Annotated in this window: 24 protein-coding genes and 1 tRNA gene; 5 read left to right on the top strand and 20 right to left on the bottom strand. The window is 72.8% G+C overall.

Annotated features, from left to right (window positions below; all coding sequences use genetic code 11):
• Positions 1-25: 25 nt before the first annotated feature.
• From atpE to argS, 15 genes are all read right to left on the bottom strand, one after another.
• A complete protein-coding gene (gene atpE / locus FE634_RS08880; protein ID WP_280633646.1) occupies positions 26-229 on the bottom strand; it encodes an ATP synthase F0 subunit C in 204 nt (67 codons plus the stop codon).
• A gap of 49 nt (positions 230-278) precedes the next feature.
• On the bottom strand, positions 279-1,094 hold the full coding sequence (gene atpB, locus FE634_RS08875) for a F0F1 ATP synthase subunit A (protein WP_138875673.1): 816 nt from the start codon (positions 1,092-1,094) through the stop codon (positions 279-281).
• Between the two features lie 310 nt (positions 1,095-1,404).
• Positions 1,405-1,896, bottom strand: coding sequence for a hypothetical protein (locus FE634_RS08865; protein ID WP_138875672.1), 492 nt, complete (start codon positions 1,894-1,896; stop codon positions 1,405-1,407).
• A gap of 67 nt (positions 1,897-1,963) precedes the next feature.
• Positions 1,964-3,205 (bottom strand): glycosyltransferase family 4 protein, encoded by a 1,242-nt coding sequence (locus tag FE634_RS08860; RefSeq protein ID WP_138875671.1) that lies wholly within the window; start codon positions 3,203-3,205, stop codon positions 1,964-1,966.
• Positions 3,205-3,954 carry an L-threonylcarbamoyladenylate synthase gene (locus tag FE634_RS08855; protein ID WP_396954634.1) on the bottom strand — a complete coding sequence of 250 codons (750 nt, stop codon included), beginning with the start codon at positions 3,952-3,954 and terminating at the stop codon, positions 3,205-3,207. Before FE634_RS08855 ends, FE634_RS08860 begins: the two co-directional genes overlap by 1 nt.
• Before the next feature lie 5 nt (positions 3,955-3,959).
• Positions 3,960-4,823, bottom strand: a complete 864-nt coding sequence (prmC, locus tag FE634_RS08850; RefSeq protein WP_187366862.1) for a peptide chain release factor N(5)-glutamine methyltransferase — start codon at positions 4,821-4,823, stop codon at positions 3,960-3,962.
• Entirely contained in the window at positions 4,820-5,893 is a 1,074-nt protein-coding gene (gene prfA / locus FE634_RS08845) for a peptide chain release factor 1 (RefSeq protein WP_138875669.1), read from the bottom strand. Before prfA ends, prmC begins: the two co-directional genes overlap by 4 nt.
• A gap of 105 nt (positions 5,894-5,998) precedes the next feature.
• A complete protein-coding gene (gene rpmE, locus FE634_RS08840) occupies positions 5,999-6,223 on the bottom strand; it encodes a 50S ribosomal protein L31 (protein ID WP_137292105.1) in 225 nt (74 codons plus the stop codon).
• Between the two features lie 101 nt (positions 6,224-6,324).
• Positions 6,325-6,690, bottom strand: coding sequence for a response regulator transcription factor (locus tag FE634_RS08835; protein WP_137292106.1), 366 nt, complete (start codon positions 6,688-6,690; stop codon positions 6,325-6,327).
• Positions 6,690-8,654, bottom strand: coding sequence for a transcription termination factor Rho (rho, locus tag FE634_RS08830; protein WP_222847729.1), 1,965 nt, complete (start codon positions 8,652-8,654; stop codon positions 6,690-6,692). The genes FE634_RS08835 and rho overlap by 1 nt, the downstream gene beginning before the upstream one ends.
• Positions 8,655-8,902: 248 nt before the next feature.
• On the bottom strand, positions 8,903-9,838 hold the full coding sequence (thrB, locus tag FE634_RS08825; RefSeq protein WP_262347629.1) for a homoserine kinase: 936 nt from the start codon (positions 9,836-9,838) through the stop codon (positions 8,903-8,905).
• A complete protein-coding gene (gene thrC, locus FE634_RS08820) occupies positions 9,835-10,908 on the bottom strand; it encodes a threonine synthase (RefSeq protein ID WP_137292108.1) in 1,074 nt (357 codons plus the stop codon). Before thrC ends, thrB begins: the two co-directional genes overlap by 4 nt.
• The gene (locus tag FE634_RS08815; protein ID WP_137292109.1) at positions 10,905-12,227 is read right to left on the bottom strand and encodes a homoserine dehydrogenase; all 1,323 of its coding nucleotides are present in this window, start codon (positions 12,225-12,227) and stop codon (positions 10,905-10,907) included. The genes thrC and FE634_RS08815 overlap by 4 nt, the downstream gene beginning before the upstream one ends.
• Positions 12,227-13,636, bottom strand: a complete 1,410-nt coding sequence (gene lysA / locus FE634_RS08810; RefSeq protein WP_138875666.1) for a diaminopimelate decarboxylase — start codon at positions 13,634-13,636, stop codon at positions 12,227-12,229. The genes FE634_RS08815 and lysA overlap by 1 nt, the downstream gene beginning before the upstream one ends.
• A gap of 3 nt (positions 13,637-13,639) precedes the next feature.
• Entirely contained in the window at positions 13,640-15,307 is a 1,668-nt protein-coding gene (gene argS / locus FE634_RS08805; RefSeq protein ID WP_137292111.1) for an arginine--tRNA ligase, read from the bottom strand.
• 80 nt (positions 15,308-15,387) lie between these two features.
• On the opposite strand from argS, the gene FE634_RS08800 reads away from it, so the two are divergent.
• Positions 15,388-15,463: transfer RNA gene (locus tag FE634_RS08800), tRNA-Arg, on the top strand.
• A gap of 49 nt (positions 15,464-15,512) precedes the next feature.
• On the opposite strand, the gene FE634_RS08795 is transcribed toward FE634_RS08800, so the two are convergent.
• Positions 15,513-16,409, bottom strand: coding sequence for an LCP family protein (locus FE634_RS08795; protein WP_137292112.1), 897 nt, complete (start codon positions 16,407-16,409; stop codon positions 15,513-15,515).
• The gene (locus FE634_RS08790; RefSeq protein WP_138875664.1) at positions 16,409-17,014 is read right to left on the bottom strand and encodes a hypothetical protein; all 606 of its coding nucleotides are present in this window, start codon (positions 17,012-17,014) and stop codon (positions 16,409-16,411) included. The genes FE634_RS08795 and FE634_RS08790 overlap by 1 nt, the downstream gene beginning before the upstream one ends.
• Before the next feature lie 257 nt (positions 17,015-17,271).
• Between FE634_RS08790 and FE634_RS08785 the strand changes: the two genes are divergently transcribed.
• From FE634_RS08785 to FE634_RS08775, 4 genes are all read left to right on the top strand, one after another.
• On the top strand, positions 17,272-20,979 hold the full coding sequence (locus tag FE634_RS08785; protein WP_262347628.1) for a multifunctional oxoglutarate decarboxylase/oxoglutarate dehydrogenase thiamine pyrophosphate-binding subunit/dihydrolipoyllysine-residue succinyltransferase subunit: 3,708 nt from the start codon (positions 17,272-17,274) through the stop codon (positions 20,977-20,979).
• Positions 20,980-21,120: 141 nt separating this feature from the next.
• On the top strand, positions 21,121-21,297 hold the full coding sequence (locus FE634_RS20990; protein ID WP_167736547.1) for a DUF6104 family protein: 177 nt from the start codon (positions 21,121-21,123) through the stop codon (positions 21,295-21,297).
• 73 nt (positions 21,298-21,370) lie between these two features.
• A complete protein-coding gene (locus FE634_RS08780; protein ID WP_137292114.1) occupies positions 21,371-22,042 on the top strand; it encodes a thymidine kinase in 672 nt (223 codons plus the stop codon).
• Positions 22,043-22,088: 46 nt separating this feature from the next.
• Entirely contained in the window at positions 22,089-23,321 is a 1,233-nt protein-coding gene (locus FE634_RS08775) for an SGNH/GDSL hydrolase family protein (RefSeq protein ID WP_262347627.1), read from the top strand.
• Positions 23,322-23,346: 25 nt separating this feature from the next.
• Here the strand turns inward: FE634_RS08775 and FE634_RS08770 are convergent, their stop codons facing one another.
• The 3 genes from FE634_RS08770 to FE634_RS08760 are packed head-to-tail and all read right to left on the bottom strand — an operon-like array spanning position 23,347 to position 25,747.
• Positions 23,347-24,471, bottom strand: coding sequence for an alkaline phosphatase family protein (locus FE634_RS08770; protein ID WP_137292115.1), 1,125 nt, complete (start codon positions 24,469-24,471; stop codon positions 23,347-23,349).
• A 14-nt stretch (positions 24,472-24,485) separates the two neighbouring features.
• Positions 24,486-25,091, bottom strand: coding sequence for a DUF5998 family protein (locus tag FE634_RS08765; protein ID WP_137292116.1), 606 nt, complete (start codon positions 25,089-25,091; stop codon positions 24,486-24,488).
• Positions 25,092-25,114: 23 nt separating this feature from the next.
• Positions 25,115-25,747, bottom strand: coding sequence for a LysE family translocator (locus FE634_RS08760; protein ID WP_138875662.1), 633 nt, complete (start codon positions 25,745-25,747; stop codon positions 25,115-25,117).
• Positions 25,748-25,750: the final 3 nt, after the last annotated feature.

Raw genomic sequence — 25,750 nt, 5'->3', positions numbered from 1 at the left:
ACGGCGTGGCGTCGTCAGAGCTCGGTCAGAGCACGAAGGCGAGGGCGATACCGATGATGGCGAGCGCCTCGGCGAGCGCGAAGCCCAGGATGGCGATCGACTGCAGGCGGCCCTGGGCCTCCGGCTGACGAGCGACACCGCTGATGTAGGCGGCGAAGATCAGGCCGATGCCGATGCCCGGCCCGATGGCGGCCAGGCCGTAGCCGATCATGTTGAGGTTGCCGTCCACGGCGATTTCCTTTCGGTTGGTACTACTCAGTGCAGGTCAGTGGGGTGGATCAGTGCTCGTCCGCGAGCGCGCCCTGGATGTACATGGCGTTCAGGAGGACGAAGACGTAGGCCTGGAGGAACTGGATCAGCACCTCGAGGATGGCCACGGCGATGAACATCAGCCAGGCCAGGATGCCGACCGGGGCGTACCCCAGGGGCTGGTGGACCAGGATGTACTCACCGCCGAGGGCGAACAGGATGAGCAGCAGGTGGCCGGCGAACATGTTGGCGAACAGACGCAGGGCCAGCGTGACCGGCCGCACCAGGATGTTCGACATGAACTCGAGCGGGATCAGCAGCAGCAGGATCGGTCCGCCGACGCCCGAGGGCACCGACTGGAGCTTGAAGTAGCCCGCGAACCCGTGCTTGCGGATGCCGACCAGGTTGTAGACGACCCAGCTCATGATCGCCAGGGAGTAGACCATCCCCGAGCGCGAGAACGTCGGGAACTGCAGGAACGGGATCGAGGCCATGAAGTTGTTGAACAGCACGAAGAAGAACAGCGCGAACAGGTAGGGCACGAAGCGCTGGAAGTCGTGGCTGCCGATGATGTCGCGGCCCAGCGAGTTGCGCACGAAGCCGTAGCCCTGCTCGCCGACGTACTGGAACTTGCCCGGCACCATCGCCCGCTTGCGCGAGGCGAGGTAGAAGACGACGAAGACCAGGATGCCCGCGAGCACGATCTGGAGCATCGGCTTGGTGACGCCGAGCACCCACTCCTGGCCGAAGAGGTGGAACGTCCCGAAGTCGCCCCCGATCGGCGGCAGGTTGAAGTCCCCAGGGCCCGGTGGGACGAAGGGGTCTTCGGTGATGAGTCGGCTCACCGTGTCTCCTGAACGTTGGTCGCTGTCATGTACTCGTGCTGTTGCTGCCGGATCCGTCCGGCTCGTCGTCGGGGGCCGGTGAGCCGAAGCTGCCGAACCGTGCCCAGGTCATGTACAACCCGAGACAGGCCCCGACGAGGATCCCGACGGCCACCATGAAGCCCGTCCCCCACCAGCGATCGAGCAGCCACCCGATCACTCCGTAGAGAAGGACACCGGCCACGAGGTATCCGAAGGCATTCCACGGATCGCCTCGAGGTGTGTCGTCTGACTGCCTCATCGCGGTCGTGACGATAGCAGTGCGCGCTGCTCATCGCTCACTCCCCTCGGGCGTCACGGCCCGCGTCGCGGGCCTCGCCGGCGCGGGCTCGTCGTAGAGCGGGATGCGGGCGCGCGTCGCGTGCACCACCAGGCACACCGTCCACGCCAGGGCGACCGCGATCACACCGACCGCGAACCACGGAGGCGACATCGTGGCCTCGAGGTTCTCGGCGCGACCGAGGGCGACCAGCAGCAGGGCCAGGAGGCCGAGCTGCAGGGTGTAGGTGAGGACGGCGACCATGAGCGACGCCGCCGGCATGAGCCCGGCGACCAGGTCGACGACCGCGAAGCCGGTGGCGAGCACGAGCAGGGTCACGCCCGCGCCGACCAGGGCGCCGAGCGCCCCGGCGGACCCGTCGAGCGCGAGGCCCAGGAGCGCCGCGGCGGCACCGCAGACCGAGCCCGCGAGCACCGCGATGCCGAGGGCGGCGACGCCGTGGGGGCGTGCCTCCCGGTGCGGGGGGGTCGTGGCGGTCGTCATCGTCGGCGGCCGTTTCTGCTCGTCGGTGGGACTGTCTCAGGTGCCCGTCAGGTGCTCGTGAAAACTATCACAAAGTCGTCCCCGGTGCCGCGCCGGGGGCCCCGCCAACCGCCGGGGACGCGCCGTCCACGGCGTCGTCGCGGGGCTCGTCCCGGGCCTCCTCGCGGGGCTCGTCGGGGAGGTCGTCGAGCAGCCGGGGCGCCCGCACCACCGGCAGCACGAAGGTGAGCCCCAGCGTCACCGCGAACGCCGCCGCGATGGTCGCGTAGACCACGGTGCCGGTCTGCAGGCTCGCGTAGACGGTGCCGAAGGCGATCAGGCCCGCCCAGGCCCACATGATGAGGACCGCGCGGCGGTGGGAGTGGCCGATCTCCAGCAGTCGGTGGTGCAGGTGCTGCTTGTCGGGGGCGAACGGCGAGCGCCCGGCACGGGTGCGCCGGACCACGGCCAGCACCAGGTCGGCCAGGGGCACGACGAGGATCAGGATCGGCAGCGCGACCGGCAGCAGCATCGGCAGCAGGCTGGCGCGGGTGCCGTCGGCGCCGAACGCGACGTCGTCGCTGGAGAACTGGGTGGTCACCGAGATGGCGGAGGCCGACAGCACCAGGCCCAGCAGCATCGAGCCGCTGTCGCCCATGAACAGGCGGGCCGGGTGGAAGTTGTGCACCAGGAACCCCACGCAGATGCCGGCGAGCGCCGCCGAGAGCAGGGCGCCGGTGGTGGCCCGGGTCGCGCCGTTCGAGACGCTCAGCTGGTAGCAGAAGACGAACAGCGCGATCGCGGTGATGCCGACGACCCCGGCGGCGAGCCCGTCGAGGCCGTCGACGAAGTTCACCGCGTTGACGCTGGTGAGCACGATGAGCGCCGTCAGCAGCGCCCCCTGCCCGGCGTCGAGCGCGAACTGGACGCCGTCGGGCTGGTAGAAGAAGCGGAACTGGATGCCGGAGTAGATGAGCAGCCCGACGGCCAGCACCTGGCCGCCGAACTTGGTGAGCGCGTCGAGGTCGAAGATGTCGTCGAGCACCCCGACCCCGCAGATGAGGGCGCCCGCGACGACCACGGCGCCGGCGTCCTCGAAGACGAAGGTCTGGCTGGTCGCGAGGAACGGAAGCTCGCGCGCCACCAGGTAGGCGGCGACCAGTCCCCCGAGCATCGCGATGCCACCGAGGTACGGGATCGGCTCGGCGTGCACGTCGCGGTCACGGACCGCGGCGACGGCTCCGGTGCGCAGCGCGATCTCGCGGGCCACGACGGTCAGCAGGTAGGTGACCGAGGCCGCGACCAGGAAGACGACGAGGTACTCGCGCATCAGCCCTCGTCGGTGCCCGCGTCGGAGGTCGGGTCGGGAGTCGGGTCGGGGGTCGGGTCGGGGCTCTTCCCCAGCGACGGTGCGGAGGTCTCGTCGGCGCCGACGTCGAGCAGCGACGTGCCGAGCGGCTCGAGCACGGCGTTGAGCCGGGCGAGCGACAGTGCGCCCCGGCGCAGCACGCGCCCGCGGGCCCTGGTGGCGTCGACGATCGTGGAGGCCTCCCCGACCGGTGACTCCCCCGCGTCGACGACGACCGCGACGCTGTCGCCGAGCATCGACTCGGCCCGGTCGGCGTCGGTCGCCGCGGGCTCGCCGGTGACGTTGGCCGAGCTGACCGCGAGCGGTCCGGTGCGGTCGAGGACGGCGCGGGTGATCGCGTGGTCGGGCATCCGCACCGCGACGGTGCCGCGGGTCTCCCCGAGGTCCCACATCAGCGAGCTCTGCTGGTGGCACACGATGGTGAGCGGCCCCGGCCAGAACTCCTCGACCAGGGCCCGGACCCACGCGGGGACGTCGCGGGCCAGCGCGTCGATGGTGGTCGCGTTGCCGACCAGCACCGGGGGCGGCATCTCGCGGCCCCGGCCCTTGGCGGCGAGCAGGTCGGCGACGGCGTCGGCGTCGAAGGCATCGGCGGCGATCCCGTAGACCGTGTCGGTCGGGAGCACCACCAGGTCGCCGCGCTGGATAGCGACGGTGGCGGCCTCGACCGCCGTCTCGCGTTCCTCGTCGGTCTTCGTGGGGTAGCGCACCCGACTCATCCTGCCAGCCGCGCCGTCAGGAACCGCGGACGGTCGGCCAGGTCGCGGTGGTCGCGGACGTCGAGCCACCCGCCGGCGTCGACGAACACCGCCGGCGCGGAGGCGCCCTGGGCGTCGGCGTGCTCCGCGCCGACGACCCCGCCGGGGTGCAGCAGGACCCTCGCCCGCCGCTCCAGCACGCGCAGCGCGTCGAGACCGTCGTCGCCGGAGAAGAGCGCGAGGTGGGGGTCGTGGTCGCGAGCCTCGGGCGCCACCGACTCCCACGCCTCGAGCGGGATGTAGGGCGGGTTGCACACCACGACGTCGACGGTGCCCAGCAGGTCGTCGAAGGCGTCGGCCATCGAGCCGGCCCGCAGGTCGACCCCGGTGCCGGCCAGGTTGCGGGCCGCCCACACCAGGGCCGCCTCGTCGAGCTCCACGGCGTGGACGACGGCCTGGGGCACCTCGTCGGCGACCGAGCGGGCGATCGCGCCCGAGCCGGTGCACAGGTCGACGACGACGGGCCGCCGACCGGTCACGAGCCGGGCCTGCTCGATCGCCCAGCCGGCCAGCAGCTCGGTCTCGGGCCGCGGCACGAACACCCCCGGACCGACGGCGAGCTCGACGTGGCGGAACCCGGCCACGCCGGTGAGGTGCTGCAGCGGCTCGCGCGCGGCGCGCCGGGCCACGAAGTCGCCGTACGCGGCCAGGTCGTCGGCGGCGACGTCGTCGACCAGGGCCAGCGCACCCCGGCTGGTGCCGAGCACGTGCGCCAGCAGCTCGGCGGCATCGTGCTCCGGGCTGCCCACGCCGCCCTCGCGCAGGCGCGCGACGGCGCCGGCGAGCACGTCGCGACGGGCGCTCCGCGGCGCCGGGGTCACTGCTCGAGCGCGTCGAGGCGCGCGGCCAGGTCGGCCTCGACGCACGAGTCGACGACCGGCTGCAGGTCGCCGTCGAGGACGGCGTCGAGGTTGTAGGCCTTGTAGCCGGTGCGGTGGTCGGAGATCCGGTTCTCGGGGTAGTTGTAGGTGCGGATCCGCTCGGAGCGGTCGACGGTGCGCACCTGGCTGCGCCGGGCCTCGCTGGCCTCGGCGTCGGCCTCCTCCTGGGCGGCGGCCAGCAGCCGGGCCCGCAGGATCCGCATCGCCTGATCCTTGTTCTGCAGCTGGCTCTTCTCGTTCTGGCAGCTCGCGACGATGCCGGTCGGCACGTGGGTGATCCGGACGGCAGAGTCGGTGGTGTTGACGCTCTGCCCGCCCGGCCCGCTGCTGCGGTAGACGTCGATGCGCAGGTCGTTGTCGTCGACCTGGACGTCGACCTGCTCGGCCTCCGGCAGCACCAGGACGCCGGCGGCGCTGGTGTGCACCCGCCCCTGCGACTCGGTGACGGGGACGCGCTGGACGCGGTGCACCCCGCCCTCGTACTTGAGCAGGCCGAACGGCGCCCCGCCCGGCTCGGGCGTGCCCTTGGCCTTGACCGCGACGGTCACGGACTTGTAGCCGCCGAGGTCGGACTCGGTCGCGTCGAGCACCTCGACCGACCAGCCGCGGCGCTCGGCGTACCGGGTGTACATGCGGAGCAGGTCGCCGGCGAACAGCGCCGACTCCTCCCCGCCCTCGCCGGACTTCACCTCGAGCAGCGTGTCGTTGGCGTCGGCGGGGTCGCGCGGCACCAGCAGGCGCCGCAGCCGCTCCTCGGCGACCGGCAGGCGGCGCGCGATGTCGTCGGCCTCCTCGGCGAAGGCCGGGTCCTCCCCCGCCAGCTCGCGGGCGGCCTCGAGGTCCTCGCCCAGCGCGGTCCAGTCGCGCCAGGCGCCGATGACGGCGTTCAGCTCGGCGTAGCGGCGGTTCAGCCGCTTGGCCAGGCGGGCGTCGGCGTGGGTCTCGGGCTCGCCGAGCCGACCCTCGATCTCGCGGTGCTCGTCGACGAGCCCCTCGACTGCTTCGAACATGGGCTGCTCCTGGCTGCTGCGACCGGGTGGGGCGTGGGCGACGGATCGACGAAAAAGCGAACACCGACCCCCGCTCGAGGGCGGAGGTCGGTGTCGGCGGCGTCGCTACTTCGAGGAGTCAGCGGCCTTCTTGGCGTAGCGGGCCTGGAACCGGGCGACGCGGCCGCCGGTGTCGAGGATCTTCTGCTTGCCGGTGTAGAACGGGTGGCACTGCGAGCAGACGTCGGAGCGGATGGTGCCCGACGCGACAGTGCTGCGGGTCTCGAACGACGCGCCGCACGTGCAGGTGACCTGCGTGGCGACGTAGTCGGGGTGCGTGTCCTTCTTCATGGCATGTCCTCTCAGGTGCTCCGGGTCGTCGCACGGCGCGCGACGTGAACCGGAACCGGGTGCACTGTAGTGAACCCGTGGGGGTTCACGCACATTCCCGCTCAGCGGCTCAGCAGCGCCTCGACGCGCGAGGCCAGCTCGCGCGGGCTGAACGGCTTGGTGATGTAGTCGTCGGCGCCGGAGTCGAAGCCGCTCTCCACGTCGGCCTCCTGGGCGCGCGCGGTCAGCAGGATCACCGGCAGGCCGACCAGGTCGGGGTCGGCGCGGATCATCGCGATCGCGTCGAGGCCCGAGACGCCGGGCATCATCACGTCGAGCACGCACAGGTCGGGGCGCTGGGCGCGGCAGGCCGCGAGGGCGGCGCCGCCGTCGCCGACGGCCACGATCTCGTGCCCCATCGTGGAGAGCTTGAACTCCACGAGCTCGCGGATGTCGACGTCGTCGTCCGCGACCACGATCCGTGCCATCAGATCGCCGCCTGCCCGTTCTTCGGGGTGGCCTTCTGCACGTTCATCAGGAACTCGATGTTGGTGCCGGCCCGCCGCAGCCGCTCCAGCAGCAGCTCGAGCGCCTGCTGGCCGTCGAGGTTGGACAGGACCCGGCGCAGCTTCCAGACGATCGCCAGCTCCTCCTCGCTCATCAGCAGCTCCTCGCGCCGGGTGCCCGACTGCACGGGGTCGATGGCCGGGAAGACCCGCTTGTCGGCGAGGTCGCGGCGCAGCCGCAGCTCCATGTTGCCGGTGCCGGCGAACTCCTCGAAGATCACCTCGTCCATCACCGAGCCGCTCTCCACGACGGCGGTGGCGATGATGGTCAGCGAGCCGCCGTTCTCGATGTTGCGGGCCGCCCCGAAGAACTTCTTCGTCGGGTGCAGCGCCGCGGCGTCGACGCCGCCGGCGAGCAGCCGCCCGGACGCGGGGGTGGAGTGGTGGTAGGCACGGGCCAGCCGGGTCAGGCCGTCGAGCAGGACGACGACGTCGTGGCCGAGCTCGACGAGGCGCTTGGCGCGCTCGATCGCGAGCTCGGCGACGACGGTGTGGTCACCGGCCGGGCGGTCGAAGGTCGAGGAGATCACCTCGCCCTTGACCGAGCGCTCGTAGTCGGTGACCTCCTCGGGCCGCTCGTCGACGAGGACGACCATCAGGTGGCACTCCGGGTTGTTGACGCTGACCGACTGGGCGATCGACTGCAGCACCGTCGTGCGGCCCGAGCGCGCCGGCGCGACGACCAGGCCGCGCTGGCCCTTGCCGATCGGCGCCACGACGTCGACGACCCGGCCGACGAGGTTGGCCGACTCGGTCTCGAGGCGCAGCCGCTCGGACGGGTAGAGCGCGGTGAGCCGGTCGAAGTCGGCCCGCGACCTCGACTGCTCGGGGTCGTGGCCGTTGACGCTGTCGATGCGCACCATCGGGTTGAACTTCTCGCGGCGCTCGCCCTCGCGCGGCTGGCGCACCTGGCCGACGATCGCGTCGCCGCGGCGCAGCCCGAACTTCCGGACCATCGACAGCGACAGGTAGACGTCGTCGGCGCCCGGCAGGTAGCCGCTGGTGCGGACGAAGGCGTAGTTGTCGAGGACGTCGAGGATGCCGGCCGCCGGGACGACGACGTCGTCCTCGAGGATCGTGGTGTCCGGCTCGTGCCGGTGCCCGCCGCCCTGGCCGCCGCCGTCCTTGCCCTGGTTGCCCTGGTTGCCCTGGTTGCCGGCGTTCTGCTTCGGGCCCTGGCTCGCGGGTGCTCCACCCTGGCCGCCCTGGCCACCGCCCTGGCCGCCCGCGTCGCCGGCGACGCGGTTGCGGTCACGGCCGCGACGACGCCGGTTGCGGCCGGTGCGGCCCTCGCCGTCGCCGTCGCCGTCGCCCTGGTCGGACTGCTGGTCGGGCCTCGGCTCGCTCTTCTGGGCCGGCTTCTGCTCCGGCTTCTCGACCTGGTTCTGCTTGCCCTGCTTCTTCTCGCCCTGCCGGTCCGACTGACGGTCGTCCGGGCGGTCGTCCTGGCGGTCGGCCTCGCGGTCGGCCTGGCGCTCGGCCTGGCGCTCGGACCGCCTCGACCCGGCCTGGTCCTGCTCGGGCTGCCGCTGCTCGGCCGGCTGGGCCTCGGCGGGCGCCGAACCGGGTCGCTGCGGCTCCGTCGACGCCGCCCCGGCGGCCGGGTCCTGCTCGCGGCGGCGCCGCGGCTGCCGCTCCCGGGCGGGCGCGGCGGTCTCCTCCGACGGGGTCACCGGGAGCTCGGCCTGGGCCTCCGCCTGCGCGGCCGGCTTGCGGCGCCGGGCGGCGGCGGGTGCCGCTCCCCCGTCGCCGGACCCACCGGACCCACCGGGCACGGCCGAGGCCTGGGCGCCCTTGATGGCGTCGATCAGCTGCGCCTTCTTCATCGAGCCGGCGCCGGCGATGCCCATCCCGCCCGCCATCGACTTGAGGTCGGCGAGCAGCATCGCGCTGAGTCCGCCGGTCCGCTTCTTGGCCGAGGCGGTCGGGGCGGTGTCGGGCGTTTCGGTCACGGGGGTCCTTCGCACGTTCACGTGCCGCGGGCCGGGTGGCCCGCCGGCAGCGGTCGGATCACGGGCGGTGCCCGCACCGGCTCCGAGGATGAGTGGTGGGTGCCGCGGTGGGGTGGACCGCGGTCGAGCGCCGGGACCCGGCGCGCGGCCAGGCTAGCACCACGCGGACCCGGTCCGGTGGCTCATCCGACGACGGCGCCGTCGGTCGAGACGGCGAGGTGGCGACCGGCCCAACCCTCGGGACACCGGGCGAGCAGGGACCGGGTGTCCTCGCCGTCCGGGCCGTCGAGCGTGAAGGCCAGCACCGTCGGTCCGGCGCCGGAGACGACCGCGGCGACGCCGTCGGCGCGCAGCGCACGGACCAGCGCCAGCGAGTGGGGCATCGCCGGCTCCCGGTAGTCCTGGTGCAGGTAGTCGCGGGTCGCCGTCGCCAGCCACCGCGGCTGCCCGGCGAGCGCGGCGACCACCAGGGCCGTCCGGGCACCGTTGGCGGCGGCGTCGCCGTGCGGGACCCGGTCCGGGAGCAGGCCGCGGGCCAGCTCGGTCGAGAGCCCGGTGGGCGGCACGAGGACGACGACGCCGACCCGGGGGTCGACGGGCGCCGAGGCGCTCCAGAAGTCGTCGTCGCGCCCGGAGATCGTCAGGCCCCCGAACAGGGCCGGGGCGACATTGTCGGGGTGACCCTCGATCCGGGCGACCAGGGCGAAGACCGCGTCGTCGTCGAGGAGGGCGACCCCGTCGACCACGAGTGCCCGGGCCAGGACCACGCCGCCGACGATCGCCGCCGACGACGACCCCAGTCCGCGGGCGTGCGGGACGACGTTGCGGCAGTGCAGCCGGAGCCCGGCCGGCCGGGCGCCGAGCAGGTCGAACGCCGCGTGCATCGCGCGGACGACGAGGTGGGTCTCGTCGAGCGGGACCGAGGACTCCCCCTCGCCCTCGACGGTGATCTCCACCCCGGCGCGGCCCTCGGGCAGCACCTCGGCCTCGAGCCGGTCCCGCAGGTCGAGGGCCAGGCCGAGCGCGTCGAAGCCGGGCCCGAGGTTGGCCGAGGTCGCCGGCACCGAGACCCGCACGGGGCCGTCGACGAAGCGCAGGGGCCGGAGGGACCCGCTCACGCGAGGCCGGCGGCCGCCGCGGCCGCCGTCACGTCGGCGTCGACGACGGTGTCGACGAGCGCACCGACCCCCTCGAGCGCCGTCGCGGTGTCCTTGAGCCCGTGACCGGTCACGGTGACCACCACGGTGCTGCCGGCGTAGGTGTCGCCGTGGGCGAGCTCCTGCAGCATGCCGGCGATGCCGGCGGCCGAGGCCGGCTCGACGAAGACGCCGTCGCGCGAGGCCAGCTCGCGCTGGGCGGCGAGGATCTGCTCGTCGGTGACGGAGGCGAAGCGGCCCTCCGACTCCTTCGCGGCCTGCTCGGCGAGGTGCCAGGACGCCGGGTTGCCGATCCGGATCGCGGTGGCCTTGGTCTCCGGGTCGGGGAACGGCTCGCCGGTGACCAGCGGCGCGGCGCCGGCGGCCTGGAAGCCGCGCATCACCGGACGACGCGACGCGAGACCGAGCTCGGCGTACTGGGTGTAGCCGAGCCAGTAGGCGGAGATGTTGCCGGCGTTGCCGACCGGCAGCAGGTGGTAGTCGGGGGCGTCGCCGAGGAAGTCGACGATCTCGAACGCGGCGGTCTTCTGACCCTCGAGGCGCACCGGGTTGACCGAGTTGACCAGCGCCACCGGGTACTCGGCGGCCAGGCCGCGGGCCATCGCGAGGCAGTCGTCGAAGTTGCCGCGCACCATGATCACCTGGGCGCCGTGCACGATCGCCTGGGCCATCTTGCCGGCCGCGATCTTGCCCTCCGGCACCAGCACGAGCGGCTTGAGGCCGGCCTTGGCGGCGTAGGCGGCCATCGAGGCGGAGGTGTTGCCGGTGGAGGCGCAGACGACGGCCTCGGCACCTCCTGCCTTGGCGACCGAGATCGCCGCGGTCATCCCGCGGTCCTTGAACGAGCCGGTCGGGTTGTTGCCCTCGACCTTGAGGTGCACCGTGGCGCCCGTGAGCCCCGAGAGCCACTCGGAGTGCACCAGCGGGGTGCCGCCCTCGCGCAGGGTGACCGCCGGGGTGTCGGCCGGGATGTCGAGGAGGTCGCGGTACTCCTCGACGACGCCGCGCCACTGGTGGGTTCGGGTGCTCACTGGTCGTCGGCTCCTTCGACGCGCATCACCGAGGTGACGTCGCGGACGATGTCCATGCCCCGCAGGTGCTCCACGGTGGCGCTGAGCTGGGCGTCGGTCGCGCCGTGCGAGACCAGCACGAGCTGGGCGTCGTCGCCGCGGCCGTCCTGGCGCATGGTCTGGATCGACACGTCGTGCTCGGCGAAGGCCTGCGCGATGGCGGCCAGGACGCCGGCGCGGTCGTCGACGTCGATGCCGACGTGGTAGCGGGTGCGGGTCTCCCCCATCGGCAGCACGGCCCGGTCGGCGTAGGCCGACTCGCCGACGCCGCGGGTGCCGGCGACCAGGTTGCGCGCCACGGTGACGAGGTCGCCCATGACGGCGCTCGCGGTCGGCGCGCCGCCGGCCCCGGGCCCGTAGAACATCAGCTGGCCGGCGGCGTCGGACTCGACGAACACGGCGTTGTAGGCCTCGCGGACGCTGGCCAGCGGGTGGCTGCGCGGGATCATCGCGGGGTGGACGCGGACCGCGACGGTCTCGTCGCCGCCGCCGGGGCCGTCGGTGCCGGGCCGGAGCTCGCAGATCGCGAGCAGCTTGACGACGCAGCCCATCTCGCGCGCCGAGGCGATGTCGGCGGCGGTGACGTCGCTGATGCCCTCGCGGTGCACGTCGGCCGCGGTCACCCGGGAGTGGAAGGCGAGCGAGGCGAGGATGGCGGCCTTCGCGGCGGCGTCGAAGCCCTCGACGTCGGCGGTCGGGTCGGCCTCGGCGTACCCGAGGTCCTGGGCCTCCTCGAGCGCCTCGGCGAAGCCGGCCCCCGAGGTGTCCATCTTGTCGAGGATGAAGTTGGTGGTGCCGTTGACGATGCCGAGCACCCGGGTCACCCGGTCGCCGGCGAGCGACTCGCGCAGCGGGCGCAGGATCGGGATCGCGCCGGCCACGGCGGCCTCGTAGTAGAGGTCGCGCCCGGCCTTCTCGGCGGCCTCGAACAGGGTCGGGCCGTCCTCGGCCAGCAGCGCCTTGTTGGCGGTGACGACGCTGGCGCCGTGCTCGAGCGCGGAGAGGATGAGGGTGCGGGCCGGCTCGATGCCGCCGATCACCTCGACCACCAGGTCGACGTCGTCGCGCGCGACCAGCGCCTCGGCGTCGGTGGTCAGCAGCCCCGCGGGCAGCTCGACGTCACGGGGTGCGTCGATGCGGCGCACGGCCACCCCAGCCAGCTCGACCGGTCGACCCACCCGGGCGGCCAGGTCGTCGGCCTGCTCCTCGAGCAGCCGCACCACCTGCGAGCCCACGACACCGCACCCGAGGATCGCCACCTTCAGCGGCCTGTCGCCCATCACACACCCACGTCCGTCGCCAGCAAGTCGTCCACAGTCTCGCGCCTCAGGAGGGTCCGCGCGGCCCCGTCCCGCACCGCGATCACGGGCGGGCGCAGGGCGTGGTTGTAGTTGGAGGCCATCGAGCGGCAGTAGGCCCCGGTGGCCGGGACCGCCAGGAGGTCGCCGGGGGCGACGTCGCCGGGGAGGAACTCGTCGCGGACGACGATGTCACCGGCCTCGCAGTGCTTGCCGACCACGCGGGCCAGCACCGGCGGCGCGCTCGAGGCGCGCGCCGCGATGGTGCAGGAGTAGTCGGCGTCGTACAGGGCGGTGCGGATGTTGTCGCTCATCCCGCCGTCGACCGAGACGTAGGTGCGCACGGCGCCGCCGTCGAGGGCGACGGCCTTGACGGTGCCGACGGTGTAGACGGTGCACATCGACGGGCCGACGATCGCGCGGCCGGGCTCGATCGAGAGCCGCGGCGCCTCGAGCCCGAGCGCGCGGCACTCGTGGGCGACGATCGAGGTCATCTCGGCGGCCAGCTGGGCGGGCTCGGTGGGGTCGTCCTGGGTGGTGTAGGCGATGCCGAAGCCGCCGCCGAGGTCCATCTCGGGCATGGTGACGCCCGGCCCGGCCTCGGGGTCGGCGACCTGGGCGTGCAGGCGCAGCACGCGGCGCGCGGCGACCTCGAAGCCGGAGGAGTCGAAGATCTGGCTCCCGATGTGGGAGTGCAGCCCGCGCAGGTCCAGCCCCGGGGCGGCCAGCACCCGGCGCACGGCCTCGAGGGCGTCGCCGCTGGTGATCGAGAACCCGAACTTCTGGTCCTCGTGGGCCGTGGCGATGTACTCGTGGGTGTGCGCCTCGACCCCGGCGGTCACGCGGACCATCACGGCCTGGGTGGTGCCGAGGTCGGCGCTGACCTGCGCGAGGCGCTCGATCTCGGCGAAGGAGTCGACGACGATCCGGCCGACGCCGGCGGCGACCGCACGGCGCAGCTCGGGGTGCGACTTGTTGTTGCCGTGGTAGCCGATCCGCGACGGGTCGACCCCGGCGCGCAGCGCGACGGTCAGCTCGCCGTCGGAGCACACGTCGAGGTGCAGGCCCTCCTCGGCGACCCAGCCGGCCACCGCGGTGCACAGGAACGCCTTGGCGGCGTAGTAGACGTCGTAGTCGGCGAACCCGTCCCGGAACGCACGGGCCCGGGCCCGGAAGTCGTCCTCGTCGAGGACGTAGGCCGGCGTGTTGTGCTCGGCGACGAGGTCGGCGACCGCGACGCCGCCGACGACCAGGTCGCCGTCGCGCTTGTGGGCGGTGCTGCTCCACAGCGACGGCACCAGCGCGTTGGGGTCGGCGGGCGGCTCCAGCCAGGCGGGACCGCGCAGTGCTCCGGGCGCGTGCGCCCACCCTGCTTCGTGGGTCGTGCTCATCGACTACATCCGCTCCGGGGCCGAGACGCCGAGCAGGCCGAGGCCGTTGGCCAGGACCGTCCGGCTCGCCACCACGAGCACCAGCCGGGCCTCGTTGGCCGGCGTCACCGGCTCGTCGCCCTGCGGCAGCATCCGGCACTCCTTGGTGTCGTACCACCGGTTGAACGTCGCGGCGGTGTCCTCCAGGTAGCGCGCGACCCGGTGCGGCTCGCGCAGCTCCGCGGCGCTCGCGACCACGCGGGGGAACTCCGCGAGGGCCCGCAGCAGGTCGCGGTCGCGCTCGTGGGCCAGCAGCGCGGGGTCGAAGTCGTCCGGCAGGGCCATGCCGAGGTCGGCGGCGTTCGCCATCATCCGGCAGGTGCGGGCGTGGGCGTACTGCACGTAGTGGACCGGGTTGTCGTTCGAGGCCCGGGTGATCTCCGCGACGTCGAGGACGAGCGGCGAGTCGGCCGGGTAGCGCGCCAGGGAGTAGCGCAGGGCGTCGACGCCGATCACGTCGACGAGCTCCTGGAGCGCGACGATGTTGCCGGCCCGCTTGGAGAGCCGCAGCTCCTCGCCGTCCTGGAGGATCTTGACCAGCTGGCCGATGAGGACCTCGATGTTGTTGTCGGGGTCGTCGCCGGCGCACGCGGCCATCGCCCGCAGCCGGTTGACGTAGCCGTGGTGGTCGGCACCGAGCAGGTAGATGCAACGGTCGAAGCCGCGCTCGCGCTTGTTGACGTAGTAGGCGGTGTCGCTGGCGAAGTAGGTCAGCTCGCCGTTGGACCGGATCAGCACCCGGTCCTTGTCGTCGTCGAAGTCGGTGGTGCGCATCCACAGCGCTCCGTCGGCGTCGAAGAGGTGGCCCTGCGCGCGCAGCTTCTCCAGCTGGGCGGTGACGTCGTCGGCGTCGTGCAGGCTGCGCTCGGAGAACCAGACGTCGAAGTGGGTCTGGAAGCCCTCGAGCTGGGCCTGCTGCTCGGCGAGCTGGAGCGCGTAGCCGGCCTCCCGGAAGGCCACCAGCCGCTCGTCGGCGGGCAGGTCGAGGATGCCGGGGTGGGCGGCGAGAACCTGCTGGGCGAGGTCGGCGACGTAGGCGCCGTGGTAGCCGTCGTCGGGCACCGGCTCGCCGAGGGCCACGGCCTGGATCGAGGCACCGAAGAGGTTCATCTGGTTGCCGCGGTCGTTGATGTAGAACTCGCGGGTCACCGTGGCCCCGGCCGCGCTCAGCACGCGTCCGATCGCGTCGCCCAGCACCGCCCACCGGGTGTGGCCCAGGTGCAGCGGGCCGGTCGGGTTGGCGGAGATGAACTCGACGTTGATCCGCTGCCCGGCCAGTGTCTCGGTGTGGCCGTAGGACGCACCGGCGGCGACGATGTCGGCCGCGATCCGTCCCTGGGCCCCGGCCTCGACGGTGATGTTGAGGAACCCCGGTCCGGCGATGTCGACCTGCGCGACGCCGTCGGAGGCGCGCAGCCGCTCGGCCACCAGCTCGGCGAGGGCGCGCGGGTTCGTCCCGGCCCTCTTGGCCAGCTGGAGCGCCACGTTCGTGGCGTAGTCGCCGTGCGACTTGTCGCGCGGTCGCTCCACCGTCACCTCGGCCGGGACGCCGTCGGGCAGGGTGAGCGCACCCTGGTCGACGAGCGACGCCAGGGCGTCGACGACAGTGGCGGAGAGCTGAGCGGGATTCACCCCTGAAGGGTATCGGCGCAGGCCGGTTTCCTTCTCACCAGCGGGGCCCGGTAGTGTCCGCTGGGCGTCGCGAGACGCAGGCCTCCGTAGCTCAGGGGATAGAGCACTGGTTTCCGGTACCAGGTGTCGCAGGTTCGAATCCTGCCGGAGGCGCCACCACCGCGGTCGGGCCGCACGCCGGGTCCCCGGCCCGCGGCCCGATCCCTCAGCACCGCTCGATCGTGGCGTCCTTGCGCGCGTCGTCGCCGTAGCGTCGCGCCGCTGCCGTGTCGGGCGTGACGACGCTGGCCCCGCCGATGGTCGCGAAGCCGCCGAGGACGACGCACCCGGTGATCTTCCGGGGGTCCACCTGGGCCACCGCGTGGGCGATGCGGAACAGCTCCCCGGGGCCGAGGTCGGTGCTGGTGTGCTTCATGACCGACAGCACGCCGCCCTCGATGAAGCCGGGGCGGGCGGCCCGCTCGGCGATCCTGGCCTGGATGCCCTTCAACACCCGCTGCTGGTTGGCGGAGCGGTCGAAGTCGCCCCCGGGCAGCGCCTTGCGGACCCGGGAGAAGGCGGTCGCGCCCTGGCCGTTCAGCTCGAGGCGTCCCTCCTCGAAACCCTTCGGCCGGATGTAGGGGTCGGAGAACTGGCGCGGGTTGTCGACGGTGATGCCGCCGATGTCGTCGACCATCGCGGCCATGAACTCGAAGCGGGTCACGAAGACGTAGTCGGGCTCGATGCCGACCAGCTCGCCGACGGTCTCGCCGAGGAGCTGCGGACCGCCGTGGTAGAGGGCGGCGTTGATCCGGTCGGAGCCGCGTCCCGGGATCGAGACGTAGGAGTCGCGCGGGATGCCGATCGACGTCGCCGCGCCGGTGCGGGTGTTCATCCCGACCAGCTGCAGCGCGTCGCCGCGGACGCGGGTCATGTCCTCCCCGACCCGCGCGTCCGAGCCGACCGCCAGGATCCAGACCATGTCGTCCTCGAGCGCCACCCCCTCGGCGTGCTCGAACTTCACCAGCGAGGCCTGGGCGACCGCGACCTGGGAGTCGGGGACGACCAGCCCCACGGTGAGCAGCACGGCGAGCAACGAGGCCCACCTCCTGGCACGGCGCATCAGACGCGTCCTCTCTTGACGTCGTAGCCGAAGACCTTCCAGCCCCCGCGCTCCCGGGTGAGGAAGAGCGAGCCGACCACCCGGTCGCGGCGCACCTCGCCGTCGGTCCCGGTGACCCGGAGCCCGACGTGCACGTGGGCCGTCGCGGCGGCCGCGCGGCCACCGCGCGCCAGCGCGTCGACCCGCACGCGCCGCGCCGTCAGCTCGACGGCGTCGACCGAGTCGCCCACCCCGGAGTTGGTCATCAGCCGGCGGTCGGCCTCGGCGCGCTGGCGCGCCCCGGCGGTGAACGTGGTGAACGCGCCGTCGAAGTCGGTGCGCGGGTAGTCGCCGCCGTAGGCGCCGTCGATCCAGGCGTCGACGGCCGCGCCGACGTCGGTGCGGAGCGACCGGCGCGCGGCCGGCGGGAGCTTGCCGGTCACGGTGCCCAGCGAGGCCTTCGTGGTGAGCGGCGCGGCCTCCTCCGAGGGCGCTGCCGACGACGAGGCGGGCGCCGGCCCGGGCTCGTCGTCGCCCGAGCAACCGGCCAGGACCGAGCCCGCCAGGAGTCCGGTCGCGGCCAGGGCGGCGAGCCGCGCTCGGCGGCGGCGGCGGTGTTCGGTCATGGTGGAGCGGCTCCCGGGGTGGGTCGGCGGTGGGCGGACGAGCCCTCGTGCTGTGGCTCCGGTAACAGGGTGCACGAAAGACCACTACCTGACGCGCATTTGCTGGCGTGTGGGTCTAGCCTTGACAGCACCCATCATGCAGTCATCTCACCTTGGAAGAGGCGAACCCAGTCGTGCCGCAGTCGTCAGGCCCGTCCACCAGCTCCACCGAACCCTCCGACAGCGATTTCGGAGCCAATGAGTGGCTCGTCGAGGCGATGCGTGAGCAGTACGACGCCGACCCGGCGAGCGTCGACCCGACGTGGGTCGCCTACTTCAAGGACGGCGGCGACGGCGCCGCCGCGAGTGGCACCAACGGCGCGAGCAGCACCAACGGCACCTCGAACGGCACGCCCGCCCCGGTGAAGGCCGCCCCCGCGGCCAAGGCCGAGCCGAAGAGCGAGCCGAGGAGCGAGCCGAGGAGCGAGCCGAAGGCACAGCCGAAGACCGAGGCCAAGGCCGAGCCGAAGACCGAGGCAAAGCCCGCGGCCGAGCCGGCGAAGGCGAAGCCCGCGCCCGCCGGGGCGACGAGCAACCCCACGCCCAAGGAGTCGAAGCCGACCGAGAAGTCGGCGGCGACCGACCAGCCGACCTACACCGTGCTGCGCGGCGCCCCGGCCCGCACCGCGGCCAACATGGACGCCTCGCTGACCGTGCCGACCGCGACGTCGGTCCGCTCGGTGCCGGTCAAGCTGCTGTGGGACAACCGGATCGTCATCAACAGCCACCTCGCCCGCGCCCGCGGCGGCAAGGTCTCCTTCACCCACCTCATCGGCTACGCCCTGGTGCGGGCGCTGACGTCGATGCCGGAGATGAACGTCGGCTTCGAGGTCGTCGACGGCAAGCCGAACCTGATCACCCCGGCCCACGTCAACCTCGGCCTGGCCATCGACGTCCCGAAGCCCGACGGCAGCCGCCAGCTCCTGGTGCCCTCGATCAAGGCCGCCGAGAACATGGACTTCGCCGGCTTCTGGACCGCCTACGAGGACATCGTCCGCAAGGCGCGCGACAACAAGCTCACCGTCGAGGACTTCCGCGGCACCTCGATCAGCCTCACCAACCCCGGCGGCATCGGCACCGTGCACTCGGTGCCGCGCCTGATGGCCGGGCAGGGCGCGATCATCGGCGTCGGCGCGATGGAGTACCCCGCCGAGTGGCAGGGCGCCTCGGAGGAAGTCATCGCCCGCAACGGCATCAGCAAGGTCATGACGCTCACCTCGACCTACGACCACCGCGTCATCCAGGGTGCGCAGTCGGGCGAGTTCCTCAAGCGCCTGCACCAGCTGCTCCTCGGCGCCGACGGCTTCTACGACGACATCTTCCGCTCGCTGCGGATCCCCTACGAGCCGATCCGCTGGAACAACGACATCGCGACGTCGCACGACGACGAGATCGACAAGCAGGCGCGGATCCTCGAGCTGATCCACGCCTACCGGGTCCGCGGCCACATGATGGCCGACACCGACCCGCTGGAGTACCGCCAGCGCAGCCACCCCGACCTGCAGATCGAGTCGCACGGGCTGACCCTGTGGGACCTCGACCGCGAGTTCCCCACCGGCTCCTTCGGTGGCGAGGGCCGGCGGTTCATGAAGCTGCGCCACATCCTGGGCATCCTGCGCGACTCCTACTGCCGCACCACCGGCATCGAGTACATGCACATCATGGACCCCGCGCAGCGCCGCTGGATCCAGGAGCGCGTCGAGCGCCCGCACGAGAAGACCCCGCGCGAGGAGCAGCTGCGGATCCTGCTCAAGCTGAACCAGGCCGAGGCGTTCGAGACGTTCCTGCAGACCAAGTTCGTCGGGCAGAAGCGCTTCAGCCTCGAGGGCGGCGAGACCACGATCCCGGTCATCGACGAGATCTGCGAGGCCGCCGCCGCGGGCGACCTCGACGAGGTCACCATCGGCATGGCCCACCGCGGCCGGCTCAACGTGCTCGCCAACATCGTGAGCAAGAAGTACAGCCAGATCTTCCGCGAGTTCGAGGGCAACATCGACCCGCGCACGGTCCAGGGCTCCGGCGACGTGAAGTACCACCTCGGCGCCGAGGGCGAGTTCGTCGCCGGCTCCGGCGACACCATCAAGGTGTCGGTGGCCGCGAACCCGTCGCACCTCGAGGCCGTCGACCCGGTCCTGGAGGGCATCGCCCGCGCCAAGCAGGACGTCCTCGACCGGGGCAACGAGTACCCGGTGCTGCCGCTGCTCGTGCACGGCGACGCCGCGTTCGCCGGTCAGGGCGTGGTCGCCGAGACGCTCAACCTCAGCCAGCTGCGCGGCTACCGCACCGGCGGCACGATCCACGTCGTCGTCAACAACCAGGTCGGCTTCACCACCTCCCCCGGCTCGTCGCGCTCCTCGCTCTACTGCACCGACGTCGCCCGGATGGTCCAGGCGCCGATCTTCCACGTCAACGGTGACGACCCCGAGGCCTGCATCCGGGTCGCCCAGCTCGCCTTCGAGTACCGCCAGGCGTTCAACAAGGACGTCGTCATCGACCTCGTCTGCTACCGCCGCCGCGGCCACAACGAGGGCGACGACCCGTCCTACACCCAGCCGCTGATGTACGACCTGATCGAGCAGAAGCGCTCGGTGCGCAAGCTCTACACCGAGTCGCTCATCGGTCGTGGCGACATCACGATCGAGGAGGCCGAGCAGGTGCTGGCCGACTACCAGCAGCAGCTCGAGCGGGTCTTCACCGAGGTCAAGGAGGCCTCCTCCCAGCCCTCGGAGTGGACCACGGTCCCCGACTACCCGGACAAGCCGGCCGCCGAGACCACCACCGCGATCCCGGCGGAGTGCCTCAAGCGGATCGCCGACGCCTACGTCACCCCGCCCGACGGCTTCACCGTGCACCCGAAGGTGATGCCGCAGCTGCAGCGCCGCGCCACCGCGATCACCGAGGGCCCGATCGACTGGGGCACCGGTGAGATCCTGGCCTTCGGCTCGCTGCTGATGGACGGCCGTCCGGTCCGCCTGGCCGGCCAGGACTCGCGCCGCGGCACGTTCGTCTCGCGCTTCGCCACCATCATCGACCGCAAGAACGCCGACGAGTGGACGCCGCTGTCCTCCCTCACCGAGGACCAGGGCCGCTTCTACGTCTACGACTCGCTCCTCTCGGAGTACGCCGCGCTCGGCTTCGAGTACGGCTACTCGGTGGCCCGGCCCGAGGCGCTGACGCTGTGGGAGGCCCAGTTCGGCGACTTCGTCAACGGCGCCCAGACCGTCATCGACGAGTTCATCTCCGCCGGCGAGACCAAGTGGCGCCAGCAGTCGGGCGTCGTCCTGCTGCTGCCGCACGGCTACGAGGGTCAGGGTCCCGACCACTCCTCGGCGCGGATCGAGCGGTTCCTGCAGATGGCCGCCGACGACGCCTTCGTGGTGGCCCAGCCGTCGACCCCGGCGTCGTACTTCCACCTGCTGCGCCGCCAGGCGCTGGGCGAGGCGCACCGTCCGCTGATCGTCTTCACGCCGAAGTCGATGCTCAAGCGCAAGGAGGCGGCCTCGCAGCCGGCCGACTTCACCGAGGGCACCTTCCGGCCGTTCATCAGCGACGCCGGCGCCGACCAGGACAAGGTCGACACCCTGCTGCTGTGCTCGGGCCGGATCACCTGGGACCTCATGGTCGAGCGCGCCAAGCGCGAGAACTCGGAGCGGTTCGCGATCGCGCGGGTCGAGCAGCTCTACCCGCGCCCGGTCGACGAGATCAAGGCCGAGATCGCCCGGTTCCCGCACCTCAAGGCGGTCCGCTGGGTGCAGGACGAGCCCGAGAACATGGGGCCGTGGCCGCACTACGCGCTCAACGTCTGGGCCGACCTCGACGCGCAGGTCGAGGGCATCATGCGCCCGCAGTCGTCCTCGCCGTCGGTGGGCACCGTCAAGCGGCACCTGGCCGAGCAGAAGGAGCTCCTCGAGCGCGCCTTCGCCTGACCCGCTCACCCGTCGGTGATCACTGACGGGTGAGTCACCCGGCCGTGGCCGTCGTCGCCCCCGGGCGAGGGCGGCCACGGGTGCGTCCGGCCCCCGTGGGTCGCGTGCCCTCCGCCGCGGCCGCGGACCTAGGCTCGGACCATGTACTTCACCGACCGGGGCATCGAGGAGCTGGACAAGCGACGCGGCGACGAGGAGGTCACGCTCGCCTGGGTCGCCGAGCAGCTGCAGGCCTTCACCGACGCCCACCCGGAGTTCGAGACGGCCGTCGAGCGGTTCGCGACCTGGTTGGCCAGGCTCGACGACCCGGAGGACTGAAACCGGGCCGAGCGACCCGGCCGGCCGACCCTCTCCTGCACAGCGGACCGGGGCGGCGTGGGATGATCTCGCCGTGGCCGAGCTCCAGTTCTTCACCGGCACCATGGACTCCGGCAAGAGCACCCTGGCGCTGCAGACCAACCACAACCACGCGGCCCGGCACCGCAGCGGGCGGATCTTCACCACCCACGACCGCGCCGGCGAGGCGACGCTCTCCAGCCGTCTGGGGCTGACCCACGAGGCGATCGAGGTGGCCGGCGACTTCGACTTCTGGCACTACGTCGTCGACTCGCTCACCCACGGCGCCCGGATCGACTACCTCATCTGCGACGAGGCCCAGTTCTACACCCGCGCCCAGGTCGACCAACTCGCCAAGGTCGTCGACGAGCTCCAGGTCGACGTCTTCGCCTTCGGCATCCTGACGGACTTCCGCACCGACCTGTTCCCCGGCAGCCAGCGGCTGGTCGAGCTCGCCGACCGGATGCACGTGCTGCAGGTCGAGGCGCTGTGCTGGTGCGGCAAGCGGGCCACCCACAACGCCCGCACCGAGGACGGCGCGATGGTCGTCGAGGGCGAGGTGATCGTCGTCGGCGACGTCGAGGACACCGGCACGCCGGGCGGCCCGGCCGGCCCACCCGCCGAGGTCGCCTACGAGGTGCTGTGCCGCCAGCACCACCGCCGGCGGCTCACCGCCGCCCGCGCCCAGGCGGTCAGCCTGGCACCGGAGCCGCTGCCGTTCGGCTGAGCGCGACCCCTTCCGCTGTGACCCCGGTCACCCCTAGGTTCGGGACGTGACCCGATCCCGCACCCAGCGCCGCTCCTGGCTCCCGGCCGTCCTGCTCACCCTGGCCGCCCCGCTGCTGGCGGTCGTCGCCGGCACCGCCCCGCCGGCCGCGGCCGACGGGCCGGGCGTCGGCGCGCCGTGGGTGGTCACCCTCGGCGACTCCTACATCAGCGGCGAGGCCGGCCGGTGGGCCGGCAGCAGCAACGCCTCGAGCAGCCGCGCCGACGCGCTCGGCCCCACCGCCTACTTCGACAACGCCGCCGGCACCGGCGAGCAGATCCCCCGGTGCCACCGCAGCAGGTCCGCCGAGGCCTACGTCGGCGGTGGCGTCAACGGGCTCAACCTCGCGTGCTCCGGCGCGACGACGGCCACCAGCGCCGGCAGCACCTTCAAGCCCGGCATCGACTTCTACGACGACGGCGCGGGCCGGGTCGGGCAGGCCCGGGCGCTGCAGCAGGCGGCGTCCACCCGGAACGTGGAGATGGTCGTCGTCTCCATCGGCGGCAACGACTTCGGCTTCGCCGACGTCGTCACCAGCTGCGTCACCAACTTCCTCACCTCCCCCAGCTGGTGGAAGAACTACTGCAACGACGACCGGTCGGTGACCGCGAACTTCACCCCCGCCAACGTCGCCGCCGTCCGCGACCGGATCGCCGGCGCCTTCCAGAACGTGCGGACCGCCATGCGCAACGCCGGGTACGCCGACGGCACCTGGACCCTGGTCGCGCAGACCTACCCCTCCCCGATCCCCCGCGGCGACGGCTTCCGCTACGCCCAGGGCGGCTACACCCGCCAGTCCGTCGGGGGCTGCGGCTTCTGGAACGCCGACGCCACGTGGGCCAACGACGTCGCCCTGCCGACGATCAACAACACCGTGCGCGCCGCGCTGACCCAGTCCGGCGTCGCCGGCGGCACGGTGCTCGACCTGGCCGCGGCGTTCAACGGACGTCGCCTGTGCGAGAGCGGCGTCGGCCTCTACGAGGAGCGCGGCATCGCGAGCTGGCGCACGGCCGGCGCGGTCGACCAGACCGAGTGGGTCAACCAGATCCGCACCGTTTCCACCTGCTGCGCCAGCAGCCCCTACTACATCCAGGAGTCGATCCACCCGAACTACTGGGGCCAGCTGGCGGCCCGCTCGTGCGTGCGCCAGGTCTGGAACGGGGGCGCGCCGCGCGGCGGCTCGTGCACGATCTCCGGCACCGGGCTCGTCAACGGTGAGCCGCGGATGCAGCTGAGGTAGCCGGCCGGGCCCGGCCGGGCCCGACTCAGTCGACGAGGATCGGGATCAGCATCTCGTCGGCGGTGAGGGAGCCGTGCAGGCCGACCAGGGTGGTCTCGTAGGCGAACCGCTCCGAGGAGAAGATGCCGGCGTCGCCGCGCGCCGCCACCAGGACGTCGCCCAGGCGGGGCACGACGGCGGCGTCGACCGGCCCGAACCAGCCGCGCCGGATCGCCTCGTCGCGGCTCAGCACGTCGGCCCGCTCGCCGAGGACGTCGCGCCAGGTCGCGAGGACGTCGTCGACCGCGCCGGTGCGGCAGTAGAGGTGCCGGAAGCGGGCCTCGCCGCCGAGGAGCGCGACGCCGTCGAGCAGCTCGTCGTGCCGGTCGACGTCGACGCGGCTCGCCTCGGGCGAGTCGACCATCCCGTGGTCGGCGACCACCACGAGGCGCCGGTCCGCGGGCAGCGCCTCGCGCAGCTGCTCGGCCTCGGCGTCGATCATCGCGAGCTGCTGGAGCCAGGCGCTCGAGGCGACCCCGAGCTTGTGGCCGGTCCAGTCGAGGTCGCTGTCGTAGAGGTAGGTGAGCGAGGGCCGCTGGGCCGAGGCCGTGACGGCGGCGGCGATCCGCTCACCGGTCCGGTCGGCGCCGACGTACTCGGCGCCGCGCATGGAGGCCACGCTCAGCCCGGAGGTGCGGAACTCGCGCTTGTTGACGACGGTGACGAACACCCCGGCCGCGGCGAGGGTGCCGAACGCCGTGGGGTGCGGCTGCCACTCGAGCGGGTCGACGTCGGCGTCCCAGGCCAGGTGGTTGAGCAGCCGGCCGGTGCCCGGCACCCGGGCGGTGAAGCCGACCAGCCCGTGCGCTCCCGGCGCCAGACCGGTGCCGAGCGAGGTCAGGCTGGTGGCCGTGGTCGACGGGACGCCGGCCGTGCCGGCTCCCCCGCTGTCGCCCAGCAGGCCCGAGAGGTACGGCGCGGCGTGGGCGTAGCGCTCGAGGAGCCGGGCGCCGAGGCCGTCGACGAGGAGCACGACGTAGGCCGCCGCCGGTGGCAGCGCCAGCCCGCTCGGCGGTGGCGTGGTCGCGACGCCGAGCGCCTGCGCGACGGCGGGGACGACGTCGGCGAGCGAGCGTCGTCCGTAGGCGGGCTCGACGAACTCGGCGGTCATCGGGGGCGCGGCGCTCAGTGCTGGGTGCGGGCCGAGAGCGACGCCGCGAAGGAGAGCAGCCCGCCCACGGCGTCGCGGCCGTCGGCGGCCGCGGAGACGCGCAGCGAGAAGTCGTCGGAGGCCAGGACGCCGGTGTAGCCGTGGTCGGCGTCGCAGTCGGGGTCGCTGCATCCGGCGGGCTCGAGGTCGAGCCGGCTGACGCCGCCCCACCCGATCGTCATCACGGCCTCGGCCGGCGGGTTGGGGCCCTTGGTCGGGTTGGCGGTCATCCGGGTGACGACCACCGACTTCACCGAGGTGAGGCTGACGGCCTCGGTCGAGGTCGAGGTGTAGGGCTCCGGGAGCAGGTCGTCGCCGGCGTGCTCGTCGGTGTGGGCCAGGATCAGCCGGGTCGGGGTCAGCACCACGACGCTCTGGTGCCGGCGGACCTCGTCGTTCTCGAACGTCGGCTCGTGGTGCACGTAGAACGAGACGACCTGCTCACCGGCCACCGCCCCGGTGACGGCGTCGGTGACGACCTCCGGGTAGTAGCCCGTGCGGTCGATGGCCTTGCGGAGGCCGCGCGAGTGGTCGACGGGGTCGTGGGGGTCCACCGGGGTGGCGGGACGGGCGGGACGCATGGCGGCAGTCTGTCACTGCCGGCCTACTGCTGCGCGGCCATCCCCGCGCCGAGGGCGATCATCATCGTGCCGCCGGCGACGCCGAGACCGTCGAGCCGCTCCGGCCGCCTCGAGAACCAGGTGCGCGCGGAGCCCGCGACCAGTGCCCAGGCGCCGTCGGACAGCACGCACAGCACGCCGAAGACCAGGCCGAGCACGGCCAGCTGGGGGCCGGCGGCCGAGCCGTCGGCGGTGAACTGTGGCAGGAACGCCACGAAGAAGACGATAGTCTTCGGGTTGGTGACGCCGACGACGAACCCGGTGCGCACGGACCGGCGGCCCTGCTCAGGAGCCGGTGCGTGGTCGCTCAGCAGCGCCGCCCGTGCGTCACCGCGGTGCCGGATCGCCTGCACGCCGAGGTGGACGACGTAGGCCGCGCCGACCAGCTTGAGCACCGTGTAGGCCGTCGCGCTGGCCGCCACCACGGCGCCGAGGCCGACCGCGACGAGCAGCACCTGCACCACGACGCCGAGCGCGTTGCCGACCACCGAGAGCAGGGCGTCGCGCCGCCCGACGGTGAGGGCGCGCCCGAGCGTGAACAGCAGGCTGGGGCCGGGGACCTGGATGAAGAGGATCGAGGCGACCAGGAACGCGATCCACTGGCTCGAGCTGGGCACGGG

This window comes from Nocardioides sp. S-1144, from assembly GCF_005954645.2.
Taxonomy (GTDB): Bacteria; Actinomycetota; Actinomycetes; order Propionibacteriales; family Nocardioidaceae; genus Nocardioides; species Nocardioides dongxiaopingii.
This window is presented reverse-complemented; position numbering and strand designations above follow the sequence as displayed.

Excerpts from the sequence above, each read along its gene's own strand:
- rpmE (WP_137292105.1), bottom strand. The coding sequence starts at position 6,223 with ATGAAGAAGGACACGCACCCCGACTACGTCGCCACGCAGGTCACCTGC.
- FE634_RS08815 (WP_137292109.1), bottom strand. The coding sequence starts at position 12,227 with ATGGGCGACAGGCCGCTGAAGGTGGCGATCCTCGGGTGCGGTGTCGTG.
- FE634_RS08790 (WP_138875664.1), bottom strand. The coding sequence starts at position 17,014 with ATGACCGAACACCGCCGCCGCCGCCGAGCGCGGCTCGCCGCCCTGGCC.
- FE634_RS08785 (WP_262347628.1), top strand. The coding sequence starts at position 17,272 with ATGCGTGAGCAGTACGACGCCGACCCGGCGAGCGTCGACCCGACGTGG.
- FE634_RS08835 (WP_137292106.1), bottom strand. The coding sequence starts at position 6,690 with ATGGCACGGATCGTGGTCGCGGACGACGACGTCGACATCCGCGAGCTC.
- FE634_RS08865 (WP_138875672.1), bottom strand. The coding sequence starts at position 1,896 with ATGACGACCGCCACGACCCCCCCGCACCGGGAGGCACGCCCCCACGGC.
- FE634_RS08765 (WP_137292116.1), bottom strand. The coding sequence starts at position 25,091 with ATGCGTCCCGCCCGTCCCGCCACCCCGGTGGACCCCCACGACCCCGTC.
- FE634_RS08770 (WP_137292115.1), bottom strand. The coding sequence starts at position 24,471 with ATGACCGCCGAGTTCGTCGAGCCCGCCTACGGACGACGCTCGCTCGCC.
- lysA (WP_138875666.1), bottom strand. The coding sequence starts at position 13,636 with ATGAGCACGACCCACGAAGCAGGGTGGGCGCACGCGCCCGGAGCACTG.
- FE634_RS20990 (WP_167736547.1), top strand. The coding sequence starts at position 21,121 with ATGTACTTCACCGACCGGGGCATCGAGGAGCTGGACAAGCGACGCGGC.
- FE634_RS08860 (WP_138875671.1), bottom strand. The coding sequence starts at position 3,205 with ATGCGCGAGTACCTCGTCGTCTTCCTGGTCGCGGCCTCGGTCACCTAC.
- prfA (WP_138875669.1), bottom strand. The coding sequence starts at position 5,893 with ATGTTCGAAGCAGTCGAGGGGCTCGTCGACGAGCACCGCGAGATCGAG.
- FE634_RS08795 (WP_137292112.1), bottom strand. The coding sequence starts at position 16,409 with ATGCGCCGTGCCAGGAGGTGGGCCTCGTTGCTCGCCGTGCTGCTCACC.
- rho (WP_222847729.1), bottom strand. The coding sequence starts at position 8,654 with ATGCTGCTCGCCGACCTCAAGTCGATGGCGGGCGGGATGGGCATCGCC.